Origin of the sequence: Janthinobacterium sp. FW305-129, from assembly GCF_020858115.1 — a bacterium.
In the GTDB taxonomy this organism is placed as follows: domain Bacteria; phylum Pseudomonadota; class Gammaproteobacteria; order Burkholderiales; family Burkholderiaceae_D; genus Janthinobacterium.
In genome coordinates this window covers 144,508-156,529 of the sequence record NZ_JACYMM010000010.1, presented here as the reverse complement: position 1 = coordinate 156,529, position 12,022 = coordinate 144,508, and the positions used below count along the sequence as shown (strand labels likewise).

Here is a 12,022-nt window from a genome sequence, read left to right as displayed (position 1 = left end):
CGGGCGTCTCCCCATTCTTCTCAACATGCTATCGCCATCATCGTGGCGCTGAATCCACCCGCTTTAATCCACCAGTTCCGGTTCGCAGCGCGCCATCAATCCCGCCAGGCCGACGCCCAGCGCGATGGCCAGCTTTTCCACCGTCAGCAGCGACGGCGTGGCGGCGCCCCGTTCGATTTCGCCGATAAATGAACGGTTCAAGTCGGCCGCTTCGGCCAGCCGCTCCTGCGACCAGCCATGCCCTTCGCGCAACTGGCGCACGGCCAGTCCAAACTGTTTGATCAACATGCTGTCCTCATGGGTGGTGGGCAAAGACGGGGTGGGATGGCGCCGGCGGCTCCGGTGCTTCCTGCTGGTTGTGCGCTTGCGTGACGTGGCTGCCGGGCGCCACGCTGCGGGTCAGCCAGACATTGCCGCCGATGACGGAGCCCTGGCCGATGGTCACCCGTCCCAGGATCGTCGCGCCCGCATAGATGACCACGTCGTCCTGCACGATGGGGTGGCGCGCCAGCCCCTTTTTCAGCACGCCATCAAAGCCGGCGGGAAAGCGCTTGGCGCCCAGGGTGACGGCTTGATAAATGCGCACCCGTTCGCCGATGATGGCCGTCTCGCCGATCACCACGCCCGTGCCATGGTCGATGAAAAAGCTCGAACCGATGACGGCGCCCGGGTGGATGTCGATGCCCGTCTGCGAATGGGCCACTTCGGCGATGATGCGCGCCACCAGCGGCGCGCCGAACGCGTACAAGGTATGCGCCAGGCGGTAGTGGATGATGGCCAGGATGCCCGGATAGCACAGCAGCACTTCATCGACGCTGTGCGCGGCCGGGTCGCCATGGAAGGCGGCCGCCACGTCCGTGTCGAGCTGGGCGCGGATGCGCGGCAGCGCGCGGGCGAAGCGCTGCACGATGGCCAGCGCCTGCTGCTCGATGGACACCGCCTGCTGCAAGCCGTGCTGGCGCGCGTGGTAACTGAGTTCGCGCCGCACCTGTTCGTGCAGGCCCGTCAAGGTCGTGTCGAGCGTGTGGCCGACAAAGAAATCCTCGCTCTCCTGCTGCAGGTCGAGGGGGCCCAGGCGCATGGGGAACAGGGCCGCGCACAGGGCTTTGATGATGTCGTGCAGATGCTGGCGCGACGGAAATTCGCGCGCGCCGCATTCCTGGCTGCTGGCCAGCCCCTCGCGCCACTGCGCGCGCACGGCGCGCAATTCATCGACGATCTGGTGCAGTTCCCATTGCGGCTGCGCGGCAAGGGAGGCCGGGGGAATGGCTCGCTGGTTCATGGTGGTTCCGGGAAGAGGTTTAATCTTGCAGCCAGGGCAGCGCATGCCAGCGCCAGCCGCCGCTGTGGCCGCGCTGCTGATGTGCGTCAAGGTCGCCCTCGAAGCCTTGTGCGATATTGAAGACGCGCGTGAAACCGGCCTTGGCCGCCGCTTCGGCAGCTGCGGCCGAGCGCTTGCCGCTGCGGCACAGCAGCACCACGACGGCGTCCTTGCCGCCCGCCTTCGCTTCCAGTTCGCGCACAAAGCGGGGGTTGCGGTTCATGGCCGTGCCGGTGGCCCACGCCACGTGCAGCGAGGCGGGCACGTAGCCGACGAACGTGCGTTCTTCATTCGTGCGCACGTCGACCAGCACGGCTTTGCCGGCCTGCACCAGCTGCCATGCATCCTGCGCGCTGACGACGCCCGCATACGGCAAGCCCTGCGCCTGCGCCTGGGCGCGCGCGAGATTGAGCACTTCGTCAAAGGCCGCCTCGCCGTGCGCGGCGCGGGGGTCGAAAATCAGTTCTGCAGCAGCCATGGTTCCACCTCTTTAATCCGTCGTCAAAAACCAGCACGAGTCCACTGTAGCGAACTTATGTTGTTCGGAAAACAAATTAAAAAGAGTTTGGAAAGCTGAAAAACAGATATGGGGTCTACGCGCGGAGCGTCCGCATAGGGGGTCAGACCCTCATGTGCGTTGGCGCCAGGCTTTGCGTCAGCGGTGTTGGGGGTCTGACCCCAGCCGTCGCCTGCTCTGCGCCAACGCTCAAACAGCGCGCCGGCGCTCGCGCAACAGGAAGCGCGCAGGATCCAATGCGGCGGCAAGCGAAGATTCCAGCGGCAGCGGCTCCCCCTCCAGCTGGCAAGCCAGCAGCTCGGCCGCCAGCGGCGCCCAGATCAGGCCGCGCGAGGCGTAACCGAGCAAGCCATGCAGGCCGGGCCAGCGCGGTACGTCGCGCAGGCGCTCGCAGCGGCCCGGCACGCCGGGGTCGGGCAAGGCGCCCGCCAGCGGCAAACGGTCCGGCGCCACGCAGCGAAAGCCCGTGCGGCCGGCCAGCGGCGCGTCGAACGGGGCCACGTCCAGGATATCGGCGATCTTCGCGATATTTTCCGCCTGGCTCGATAGGCGCAACGTGGCGTCCGCATCCGCGTCGTAGCTGGCGCCCACGCAGACGATGCCCTGGTGCGCCGGCGTCATGTAGGCTTCGCGGCAGACGACGAACGGCAGCGATGGCAAGCTGCCTTCGGCCAGGTGCGTGACCTGGCCGCGCACGGCGTCGAGCGGCAGGCCGGCCGCCTGTTCAAAGTGTACGGCGCCCGTGCCCGCCGCCAGGATGACGGTGGGCGCGGCGGCGATCAGGGCACCGTCCGCATCGCGCACCAGCCATTCGCCGTCGCCGCGCTCCAGGCGCAGGGCGCTGCTGGCAAAGCGCCGCGTGAGCAAGGCGCCGCAGGCGTCCAGCATGGCCGCGCAGACGGAGGACGGGCGCGCCCAGCCGCCCTGTGCGAACCACCAGGCGCCATCGGACGCCGGCGCGCCCAGCATGGCGGCCGCTTCGGGCGCTTCCAGCCAGCGGGCGAAGCCGGGCGGATACAGGCCGCTGCTGGCGATTTTCCGCTGCACCTGCGCATGCGCGCCATCGCGCGCCAGTTGCAGCACGCCGCATTGCGCGCCGTCAAAGGCAACGCCGATGCCGCCCAGGTCTTGCCAGTAGCGCAGCGAGTACAGGTAGGCGGCGCGCACCAGGCGCGTGGCGATATTGTCGTCCTTCGACAACTGCGGCATGAAGATGCCAGCCAGGTTGCCCGACGCTTCGCTGGCCGGCTGGGTGTGGCGCTCGACCAGGGTCACCTGCCAGCCGCGCGCGGCCAGCCGTTCGCAGGCGGCGGCGCCGGCCACGCCCGCGCCGACGACGATGGCGCGCCGCTCGGGCGCCACAACTGCCACGTGCTCTGCGCGCCGCGCATAGAACACGGCGCGCAGCTGGCTCTCGTCAAACACAAAGCCATGCTTTTGCAGGGCCGCGCGCTGCGCTTCCTCCAGGTGCACGGCTTGCAGACGGGCGCCGTCCATCATCAGGCGCGCCAGCACCGGCGTGGCTGCCGGCACCCAGGCCAGGTGTACTTCATCGACACGCGCCGACAATTGCGCCAGGCAGGCATCGGACTCGCCGATCAGCACATCGAGCGTGACGAGACCGTCGCGCGACACCATGCGGTGCAGGCCCGGCACGCAGGGCGGCCACTGTGCGCGCCACGGCTCGGGCAAGTGGCTGGCATCGACGGGACGCGGCGCCAGCGCGATGTAATGCAGCTTGCGGCCGCCATGCGCGGCGCAGGCGGCACGCAGGCGCGCGCCGTCGAAATCCGTGTCGAGCAGGACGTGTGCGCGGCGCATCAATGCCCCGCGCGGCAAAAGCAGGCGGGCGCGTGGTCGTTGACCATGCCGATGCCCTGCATGTAGGCGTAGATGATGGTCGAACCGACGAACTTGAAGCCCAGCTTGAGCAAGTCTTTCGACAGCTTGTCGGACAAGGCCGTCGTGGCGGGGAATTCGCCCGGCTGCCAGCTGTTGACGATGGGCTGGCCATCGACGTACGCCCACAGGAAGCTGTCGAGCGTGTGGCCCTCGGCGCGCAGGCGCAGGTAGGCTTGGGCATTCGTGATGGCCGCCGCCACCTTCAGGCGGTTGCGCACGATGCCGGGGTCCGCCAGCAGTTGCGCCACCTTGTCCGGGCCGTACGCGGCGATTTTTTCCGCATCCCAGCCGTCGAAGGCGGCGCGGTAGGTGTCGCGCTTGTTGAGGATGGTTTCCCAGCTCAGGCCAGCCTGCGCGCCTTCCAGGTTCAGCATCTCGAACAGGCGGCGCTCGTCGTGGCAGGGCACGCCCCACTCCGTGTCGTGATACGCAAGGTAGCGGGGATTGGCCGGATTGGCCCAGGCGCAGCGGATAATAGTCATGGTCGTCGTCTTCATGTGCAGGCAAGTCCCAGTATAGATTATCGGCCGCGCAGGATGCGCCCCAGTTCCTGCAAGCCGTGCGCCATCTCGGCCGGGGGAATGGCCGCAAAGCCCAGCAGCAGCCCGGGCGGCGTGGCGCATTCGGGCCCCGCCGCCGGATCGGCATAGTGGCCCAGCGGGCGCAATTCGATGCCCCGCGCCAGTCCCGCGCGCGACACCGCTTCCTCATCGTGATCGCCGCGAAAATACGCGCACAGTTCCAGCCCGCTGTCGGCCGGACCGCACGCGAGCTGGTCGCCCAGTTCGTTTGCCAGGCCGCGCACCAGCAGGTCGCGCCGCTCCGCATTGCTGTCGCGCGTGCGGCGGATATGCCGGCCAAAGTGGCCCTCGGCGATGAAATCGGCCAGCGCCATCTGCGGCACGATGGCCGTGTGGCGGTCCATCACGGCCTTGGCCTGCACCAGCGCCTCGGCCAGCGCGGGCGGCGCCACCATGTAACCAAGGCGCAGCCCGGGAAACAGCACTTTCGACAGGGTGCCCACGTAGACCACGCAGCCGGCCCGGTCCAGGCTTTGCAGCGAGGCCAGCGGCGCGCCCGTGTAGCGGTATTCGCTGTCGTAGTCGTCTTCCACCAGCCAGGCTTTGTTTTGCGCGGCCCAGGCCAGCAGGGCCAGGCGGCGGGGCAAACTCATGCTCACGCCCAGCGGCATCTGGTGCGACGGCGTCACGTAGGCCAGCTTCGCCTGCGGGCAGTGCGCCACGCCGTAGGCCACGTCCAGCCCCTGCGCATCGACGGGGACGGGAAACACGCGCGCGCCGGCCGCGCGCAGCGGGCCGCTGGCGCCCCGGTAGCCGGGCGACTCCATCCAGGCAGACTCACCCGGCGCCAGCAGGATGGTCGACAGCATGAACAGCGCCTGCTGCGAACCGGACGTGATGACGATCTGCTGCGGCGTGCACTGGACGCCGCGCGACGCCTTCAGGTACACGCACAGCAGTTCGCGCAGCGGCAGGTAGCCGGCCGGGTCGCTGTAGCCGAACTGGTGGTCGGGCCGGCGCCAGCGCCGCGCTTCCAGGCGGTTCCACACGTCGAATGGAAAATGGTCGATGCGCGGCATGCCGACGCGGAAGGCGCGCAGCGGGCCCCGGTGGAAGGCCACCTGGCGCATGGCCGTCACCACGCCCTGCCCGCGCGCCGACAGGGGCCGCAGCAGGCCGGGCGCCGCTGCCGGAGCAGGTGCCGACAGCGGTACGTCGACGCTGACAAAAGTGCCGCGCCCCACGGCGCCATCGAGATAGCCTTCGGCCGTCAGCAGCGCATACGCATTGAGCACCGTCTGGCGCGACACGGCCAGCAGGCGGCAAAAATCGCGCGTGGGCGGCAGCTGCATGCCGGGATGCATGCGCCCGTCGAGGATGGCCGCCTTGATGGCGGCATACAGCTGGCGGAACAGCGGCTCGGCCGCGCCGCGCTGCAGCGGCAAGGCGGCGATGATGTGGTTCAGGTGGGAAGCTGGCATGGCAGGAAGGTTTTTGAATTGGTAGCTTCAAGATAGCACTTATTGGCTGTTTTAAATAGCCAAGACTGGCGCTAAGATGGCGCATCCCCTCACTCTTTCGGAGCACCCATGCATCAGTTTTTCGCCACCGTGGCCTGGCAGCGCGACGGCCAGGATTTCGCCGGCCAGCGCTACAGCCGCGGCCATGAATGGCAGTTCGACGGCGGCTTGCGCGTGCCCGCCTCGTCGTCGCCCCTGTCCGTGCCGCTGCCCATGTCGGTGGCGGAAAATGTCGACCCGGAAGAGGCGCTGGTGGCCGCCACGTCGAGTTGCCACATGCTGTTCTTCCTGTCGCTGGCTGCGCAGCGCGGCTACGTCATCGACGACTACCGCGACGATGCCGTCGGCGAACTGGGCAAGAATGCCGCCGGACGCCTGGCCATGACGCGCATCGTGCTGCGCCCGCGCATCGCCTTCGCAGGAACGCCACCCACGCCCGAGGCCTTGGCCGCCCTGCACCACGATGCGCACGAGCGCTGCTACATCGCCAATTCGCTGACGGCCGACGTCGTCGTGCAAGGAGCCCACTGAATGTACACGCCCGCCACCTTCCGCGAAGAGCGCCTCGACGTGCTGCATGGCCTGATCGACGCGCATCCGCTGGGCGCGCTGGTGCGCCACGGCGCCGATGGCCTGTGCGCCGACCATCTGCCGTTCGAGATCGCCGCGCCCACGCTTGACGCGCCGTTCGGCATCCTGCGCGCCCACGTGGCACGCGCCAATCCCGCGTGGCGCGCCGCCGGTGCGGGCGACGACTGCATGGTGATCTTCCAGGGGCCGCACGCCTACATCACGCCTGCCTGGTATGCGGAAAAGCAGCGCAGCGGCAAGGAAGTCCCCACCTTCAACTATGCGGTGGTGCACGCGCACGGCCCCCTGCGCGCCATCGACGATGCGGCATGGCTGCTGGGACTGGTGGAGCGGCTGACGGCGCGCCATGAGGCCAATCAAGCCGCGCCGTGGCAGGTAAGCGACGCGCCGGCCGGTTATATCGACAAACTGCTGAAAGCCATCGTCGGCATCGAAATCCCCCTCACGCGCCTGGAAGGCAAATGGAAGCTGGGGCAGAACCGCAGCCTGCAGGACCAGGCCAGCATGGCGCAGGGCCTGGCGCAGGGCCATCAAGCCGGCGCGGCGCAGGCGCTGGGCGCGCTGATCGCCGCCAACGTCAGCTCAGCCAGCTGACGGCCGCCGAAAGGGAAAGGTGATGGCGAGGATGGCCGGCTATGGCTTGAGCTGGGCGCGGATCTCGCCGGCCGGATAGGCGGCGCTGTGCACGTTCACGTACAGGTTGCCGGCCTGGTAGCTCGCATACTGGGACGGCGTAAGCATGGCGCCGGCCAGCACGGCAAACATGCCGGCGCTGGTCTGCATCAGGGGCACGATGACGGGGCCGTTGGCGCCCGCTGGCGCTTCATGGATATGCGCGACAGTGGCCACCATGCCCGTGTAGCGCACGCCGCCGCTGACGCTGCGGTCGTGGGCGACGCGGATATTGCTGCTGCCGGTGGCCATGCTGGTGTTGGGCGGCACTTCCTGCGCGCCCGTCAAGGTGACATCATGGCCGCCCGGGTGATGCGGACCATGGGAACAGGCGCCCAGCAGGGCGGCCAGCGCCAGCACGATGGCGGCGCGGCGCACGGGTTGTTGCAATGTGCTCATCGCAGTACTCCTTCAACGGACAGCGGATCACGGATGGCGCCCTGCCCCGCACAGCGGGGCCTGCGCCGCGTAGCGCGCAAAAAAAATCTTGCCGTAATACGACGGTAACGCCATACCGCCGTGTCCGCTTTGCTGTGCGCCAAACCTGGTGCTCGCCCGCTGCCGCACCCTCAGGCCAGATGGCCTTCCGCCACCCAGCCCCGGTTGGCGGGCGGCGCCTTCGGCTTGGGCGCGATGCCGCTGCTTTTTTCCGCATCGAGGATGATGCTGCGCATGCTGTCGCTGGCAGCCGGCCCCGGCGCGAACGCATAGTACTCGTCATTGATGGGCAGGCCCGTCGTGGCGTCGACCAGCACCGGGTCGGCGGCCAGGCCCGTGTCGCGGCTGGCAATGACGAGGCTGGCGCCTTCCGGAGCGAAGTTTTCATTCCCCCAGGCAATAAAAGCCAGCAAGACGGGCTTGAAGGCGCGCCCGGGCTTGGTCAGCACATAGTCGTAGCGGGGCGGCTTGGCGCAATACAGGCGGCGCGTCATCAAGCCCCCTTCCACCAGGTCGGCCAGGCGGCGCGTCAGGATGGTGGGCGCGATCTTGAGGCTTTTTTCAAATTCGTCGAAACGCGTCTTGCCGTAAAACGCTTCGCGCAGGATGAGGATGCTCCACCATTCGCCCACCTTGCCCAGGCTGCGGGCAATCGGGCAGGGCAAATTATTAAAGTTGGTATGTTTCATGACCGTCTCCTCACGTTGATCCAACACAACAATTAAAAAAAATCTTACGGTTGCCACACGGAAACTTAGTTACTATCGTTTTGCAAGCCGTTTACCGCCCCGGCGAGCGCTTGAAAATACGCGAAAACTCACACTTTTCTTGCTCCAGTACAATCATGCCCAGTCCAGCTTCTCCCATCCCGGTGCGCAAAACGGCATCAGAGAATGTTGTTTCCCGTCCGTTTTCACCTGATACGCTTACGATGACTCCTTTGAAATTTGCCGTCCTGCCAATCTTGCTCACCCTGTCCCTCTGCCAGACCACCGCCGCCGCCACCGTCTCCTCCGCATCGTTCCAGGCCACCTTCGTCGTCCACGAAGCGTGTACCGTCGTCTCGCAGCGCGGTAGCGCCCAGGTGCGCTGCCAGCACAACACGCCGTATCTGCTGCAACAGCAGGCGACGCCATCGGACAGCGGCCTCGTCACCGTCACGTTCTAAAAATAAATCGTTGCCGTCACCGTGTCCTTGTAGTCGCCGGGGCGCGGCGACACCTGCGCCGGCACGCGGCCGTAAATCGTCAGCGGCACGCTGGCGCCCGTGCCCGTACCCGTCACCATGCTGGTGCCGGCTGTGCCGTCGCCCCACAGCGGGCCATCGAGCGTGGCTGACAGCAGGTAGCTGACCTTGTCCGTCGTTAAGATGTTTTTCATTTGCCGGTTGGCCACATCGGCCGCCACGCTGCCGCCGTTCAGGGCAATCTGGTAGGCATTGTTGTTCACGCAGCGCACGGACAAGGTGCTGCTGCTGCGCAAGTTGCCCGTCAGGATGGATGCGTTGGCAAACGCCATCGGCGTGGCCGTGATGGTGCAATCGTTGACGGCGGTGGCATTCACCGTAAAGCCGAAGCTGCCGCTGCTGGCCGTGCAACCCTGCAAGTTAATCAGGCCATACGTCGTGTAGGTGTACGTGCCCACGCCGGCAAAGCTCGATGTATAGACGGTATTGGCGTTGGCGACCGTGGGCACGGCGGCCAGGGCGCTGCCGGCAGGAATCTTCGCGTACACGGTAAAGGTGGTGGAATACGTGCCGGGCGGGGCCAGCAGGCCGGCCGACAGGATCATGCCGAACGTCGATGGCGCGCCCGCCACGCCGGCGCCGCCCCAGATCTTCGCCGTCGCATACGAATTGTCCACGTACACGTTGTATTCCATGCGGTTGCTGCCGTTGCCCAGCTTGCGCGGCAGGGCCGAGGTGGAATTCGTGCCCAGTCCCAGCGAGATGCACACTTGCGCATTCGGCGTGAGCAGCTGTCCCAGGTTCAGCGAGGAAAACAGGCAGCTGAAGGTGCCCGTTGCCTGCGCCACGTAATCGCTGCCGGAAATCGGGCTGACGGTGCCGAAATCGATGTTCGTCATGCTGACCGTGCAGGTATCGGCCGCCTGCGCCACGCTGCCCCAGGCGCAGCCCAGCAGCAAGGTCAGGCATGGCAGCAGGCGGCGCATCAGCGGCCCGCCCCGGCGCTGGCGGCGGCGCAGCGCAGCGGCCCGATCACGGGCAAGCCGCCCGCCGCCGGACGCGCATAGGCAAAACGCACCGTGCAGGCGCTGTCGCCCTCGCCCAGCTGTAACTGATTCTGTTCCCGCAAATCGTCGACGAAAACGATGCCGTCAAATCCCACCACCGTCTGCTTGCCGCTTTGCACGTGCAGCACGGGCAAGCCCGTGGCCAGCGGCTTGCCCTGCGCATCCTGGACGATGACGGTGGCCGCGCTGTAGCGCTCGATGGGAAACGCGGCCAGCACGCCCGCCAGGTGTTGCGGCACAACATTGATATTTGTCACGGGTACGCGCGCGTCGACGTCGAGTTCCTCCGTGGCGATGCTGATCTGGTTGTTGCCATAGGGATTCAAATTCGGCACCAGCAGATAACCGCCGCTGTCCGTCACGCCGATCTGGCGGTTTTCATGCAACACGGGAATATTTGCCACGCCGCCCGTGGACACCAGCGCAAAGCCGTTGCCCACCTGGCGCGCCGCCTCGACGTGGCCATCCATCAGCACCAGTGCGCCGGCTGCGCCCAGCGAGGAGGCATTGCCCATGCTGCTGCTTTGCGTGCGCGCACTCACGCGGCCGTCATTGCCCAGGTATTCCAGTTGCGCCTGCCGGTAGGCGTTGCCGCCCGCCGTGCCAGCCTGCACGCTCCAGCCGAAGCCGCCGCCGAAGTCCGCCGCGCGCTGCGCGCTGACGCTGCGGCCGCTCTCGCCGTTTTGCCGGCTGCTGTTCACGCTGAGGGCCAGATTGTTGTCGAAGGCCATGCTCAGGCCGAAGTAAAAGCCCCGTTTCTCGCGTTGCCGCAAATCCTGGAACAGGCTGGCGTTGAAGAACAGGCCGTGAAACAGGGTGGCCGAATAGCCCATGGTGGCCAGTTTCGATGGCGGCGCGCCGGGCGTGCGGTAGCGGATATAGCTGCTGCTGATGCTGCTTCCTGCCGGCAAGGGCAAGCTGACGGTGAGACGATCCGCCGCGCGCACCACGGGGCTGCCGTCGCGCGAGGCCAGGTCGCCAAAGCGGGCGCTGGCGCGCACGCTCTGCACATCGATGCTGAAGCGCGGCCCCATGTACTGGTAGCCGGCGCCCAGCTGCGCACCGCGGCTGCGCCCGGCGCTGGCCGACAGCGAACCGTTGAGTACGCCCGCCTGGCCCAGCCGCACCAGCGCGCCCGCCCCCGCCTGGTACAGGCCGGCCGCCAGTTCCGCATGGCCTTCGATGGTGACGCGATCGCTGACGCCATGGCGGCCGGAAGCGCTGGCGACCAGCTGCCGCTCATAGCCGAACAGGCGGCGGCCATAGTCGCGCCGCACGGCGCCCGCCTCGACCGAATAATCGCTCAAGCCGCTGGCCAGCATGCGCGTATCGACATACAGGGGCAGCACGGTCGTCACGCTGCGCCCCAGCGCATCGCGGGTGATGAGGGTGGCTTGTCCGGCGCCATTGATGCCGGCCACCTGGTTCAGGACAAATGGACCGCTGGGCACGCTGGCAGAATATTGCTGCACGCCATTCACATACAGGCTCAGCGACGACGGCACCAGCGCCGTGCCATCAACGGAGGCGACGGGAAAGGTCAGCAGGTCGGGGCGCAGCTGGAAATTCTTGCGCCACTGCACGCCGCCCACGCGCACGGCGCGGCTCCAGCTGAGCGAGGAGGAAATCAAGTCGCCCACCTGCCACGTTTGCAGGGTCTCGGGATCGGCATGGCTCCAGAAGGTGTCAAAACGCATGTACTTGCGCTGGTCCGCGCCCAGGTTCACCGTGCCGGTATTGCTGAAAACACCGCTGTCATTGAAATAGCGCAAATCATTGAACAGGGCGGCACGCCGCGTCTGCCCCAATTCCGTATAAGCTTCGTAATTGAGGACGGCGCCGGGCGTGACGCGCGATGGCGGCGTCTGCGCCGCCGGGCGCGCACTGATGCGGTAAGGCGAACGCAAGTCGTCCGCCACCTGCAGCGACACGCTCTGGCGCGCCGCATCATATTCATAGCTGAGTCCGGGAACCGCATCGAGCGCCACCTCGGTCTGACCGGACGCGACCAGGCGCGCCGGGTCCAGCCCCAGCTCCTGCAAGTTCGCCACGCTGCTGCGCAAAGTCTTGCCCACCTGGGTAAAACGCAAGATCAGCCCGGTTGAAACAGCATTCACACTTACCTCCAGATACAGTTCATTCGGCGCCGCCGGATCGGTGGGCAAGCTGGCCGGCCCCGGATCGGCACCCGTCACGGCCGCCGCGCCATCGGCCCGGGCCAGCGGCGCCATGACCAGCAACAGCAACGCTGCCAGCACGCGTTTCATGCTTCACGCCGGTCGCGCCC

Annotated in this window: 13 protein-coding genes; 3 read left to right on the top strand and 10 right to left on the bottom strand. The window is 67.1% G+C overall.

Annotated features, from left to right (window positions below; translation table 11 throughout):
- Positions 1-63 precede the first annotated feature (63 nt).
- The 6 genes from IGS61_RS20610 to pdxR all read right to left on the bottom strand — a co-directional run bounded on the left by IGS61_RS20610 (position 64) and on the right by pdxR (position 5,742).
- Complete coding sequence (locus IGS61_RS20610) at positions 64-288, bottom strand: helix-turn-helix domain-containing protein (RefSeq protein ID WP_086147172.1); 225 nt, start codon at positions 286-288, stop codon at positions 64-66.
- A 7-nt stretch (positions 289-295) separates the two neighbouring features.
- Positions 296-1,282 (bottom strand): serine O-acetyltransferase EpsC, encoded by a 987-nt coding sequence (epsC, locus tag IGS61_RS20605; protein WP_230541341.1) that lies wholly within the window; start codon positions 1,280-1,282, stop codon positions 296-298.
- Between the two features lie 19 nt (positions 1,283-1,301).
- The gene (locus IGS61_RS20600) at positions 1,302-1,799 is read right to left on the bottom strand and encodes a rhodanese-like domain-containing protein (protein ID WP_230541340.1); all 498 of its coding nucleotides are present in this window, start codon (positions 1,797-1,799) and stop codon (positions 1,302-1,304) included.
- 228 nt (positions 1,800-2,027) lie between these two features.
- Positions 2,028-3,659: an FAD-dependent 5-carboxymethylaminomethyl-2-thiouridine(34) oxidoreductase MnmC gene (mnmC, locus tag IGS61_RS20595; RefSeq protein ID WP_230541339.1), complete on the bottom strand. Its 1,632-nt coding sequence runs from the start codon at positions 3,657-3,659 to the stop codon at positions 2,028-2,030.
- On the bottom strand, positions 3,659-4,222 hold the full coding sequence (locus tag IGS61_RS20590) for a DNA-3-methyladenine glycosylase I (protein WP_230541338.1): 564 nt from the start codon (positions 4,220-4,222) through the stop codon (positions 3,659-3,661). The genes mnmC and IGS61_RS20590 overlap by 1 nt, the downstream gene beginning before the upstream one ends.
- 38 nt (positions 4,223-4,260) lie before the next feature.
- The gene (gene pdxR, locus IGS61_RS20585) at positions 4,261-5,742 is read right to left on the bottom strand and encodes a MocR-like pyridoxine biosynthesis transcription factor PdxR (protein WP_230541337.1); all 1,482 of its coding nucleotides are present in this window, start codon (positions 5,740-5,742) and stop codon (positions 4,261-4,263) included.
- 108 nt (positions 5,743-5,850) lie between these two features.
- Here pdxR and IGS61_RS20580 point away from each other — a divergent pair, with 108 nt between their 5' ends.
- Together IGS61_RS20580 and IGS61_RS20575 are read left to right on the top strand one after the other, a co-directional pair.
- Positions 5,851-6,312, top strand: coding sequence for an OsmC family protein (locus IGS61_RS20580; RefSeq protein WP_230541336.1), 462 nt, complete (start codon positions 5,851-5,853; stop codon positions 6,310-6,312).
- The gene (locus IGS61_RS20575) at positions 6,313-6,966 is read left to right on the top strand and encodes an FMN-binding negative transcriptional regulator (protein ID WP_230541335.1); all 654 of its coding nucleotides are present in this window, start codon (positions 6,313-6,315) and stop codon (positions 6,964-6,966) included. It abuts the gene before it with no gap.
- A 39-nt stretch (positions 6,967-7,005) separates the two neighbouring features.
- Here the strand turns inward: IGS61_RS20575 and IGS61_RS20570 are convergent, their stop codons facing one another.
- Both IGS61_RS20570 and IGS61_RS20565 read right to left on the bottom strand, forming a co-directional pair.
- On the bottom strand, positions 7,006-7,443 hold the full coding sequence (locus IGS61_RS20570; protein WP_230541334.1) for a CHRD domain-containing protein: 438 nt from the start codon (positions 7,441-7,443) through the stop codon (positions 7,006-7,008).
- A gap of 170 nt (positions 7,444-7,613) precedes the next feature.
- On the bottom strand, positions 7,614-8,171 hold the full coding sequence (locus tag IGS61_RS20565) for a winged helix-turn-helix transcriptional regulator (protein ID WP_230541333.1): 558 nt from the start codon (positions 8,169-8,171) through the stop codon (positions 7,614-7,616).
- Between the two features lie 242 nt (positions 8,172-8,413).
- Between IGS61_RS20565 and IGS61_RS20560 the strand changes: the two genes are divergently transcribed.
- Positions 8,414-8,650, top strand: a complete 237-nt coding sequence (locus IGS61_RS20560; protein ID WP_230541332.1) for a hypothetical protein — start codon at positions 8,414-8,416, stop codon at positions 8,648-8,650.
- Here IGS61_RS20560 and IGS61_RS20555 read toward each other — a convergent pair.
- Positions 8,647-9,654: a Csu type fimbrial protein gene (locus IGS61_RS20555; RefSeq protein ID WP_230541331.1), complete on the bottom strand. Its 1,008-nt coding sequence runs from the start codon at positions 9,652-9,654 to the stop codon at positions 8,647-8,649. The two genes, IGS61_RS20560 and IGS61_RS20555, sit on opposite strands and share 4 nt — an antisense overlap.
- A complete protein-coding gene (locus tag IGS61_RS20550; protein ID WP_230541330.1) occupies positions 9,654-12,002 on the bottom strand; it encodes a fimbria/pilus outer membrane usher protein in 2,349 nt (782 codons plus the stop codon). The genes IGS61_RS20555 and IGS61_RS20550 overlap by 1 nt, the downstream gene beginning before the upstream one ends.
- Positions 12,003-12,022: the final 20 nt, after the last annotated feature.

Coding starts and splice junctions, on each gene's coding strand:
- IGS61_RS20600 (WP_230541340.1), bottom strand. CDS start 1,799: ATGGCTGCTGCAGAACTGATTTTCGACCCCCGCGCCGCGCACGGCGAG.
- pdxR (WP_230541337.1), bottom strand. CDS start 5,742: ATGCCAGCTTCCCACCTGAACCACATCATCGCCGCCTTGCCGCTGCAG.
- IGS61_RS20555 (WP_230541331.1), bottom strand. CDS start 9,654: ATGCGCCGCCTGCTGCCATGCCTGACCTTGCTGCTGGGCTGCGCCTGG.
- IGS61_RS20570 (WP_230541334.1), bottom strand. CDS start 7,443: ATGAGCACATTGCAACAACCCGTGCGCCGCGCCGCCATCGTGCTGGCG.
- IGS61_RS20590 (WP_230541338.1), bottom strand. CDS start 4,222: ATGACTATTATCCGCTGCGCCTGGGCCAATCCGGCCAATCCCCGCTAC.
- epsC (WP_230541341.1), bottom strand. CDS start 1,282: ATGAACCAGCGAGCCATTCCCCCGGCCTCCCTTGCCGCGCAGCCGCAA.
- IGS61_RS20560 (WP_230541332.1), top strand. CDS start 8,414: ATGACTCCTTTGAAATTTGCCGTCCTGCCAATCTTGCTCACCCTGTCC.
- IGS61_RS20580 (WP_230541336.1), top strand. CDS start 5,851: ATGCATCAGTTTTTCGCCACCGTGGCCTGGCAGCGCGACGGCCAGGAT.
- mnmC (WP_230541339.1), bottom strand. CDS start 3,659: ATGCGCCGCGCACACGTCCTGCTCGACACGGATTTCGACGGCGCGCGC.
- IGS61_RS20550 (WP_230541330.1), bottom strand. CDS start 12,002: ATGAAACGCGTGCTGGCAGCGTTGCTGTTGCTGGTCATGGCGCCGCTG.
- IGS61_RS20610 (WP_086147172.1), bottom strand. CDS start 288: ATGTTGATCAAACAGTTTGGACTGGCCGTGCGCCAGTTGCGCGAAGGG.
- IGS61_RS20575 (WP_230541335.1), top strand. CDS start 6,313: ATGTACACGCCCGCCACCTTCCGCGAAGAGCGCCTCGACGTGCTGCAT.
- IGS61_RS20565 (WP_230541333.1), bottom strand. CDS start 8,171: ATGAAACATACCAACTTTAATAATTTGCCCTGCCCGATTGCCCGCAGC.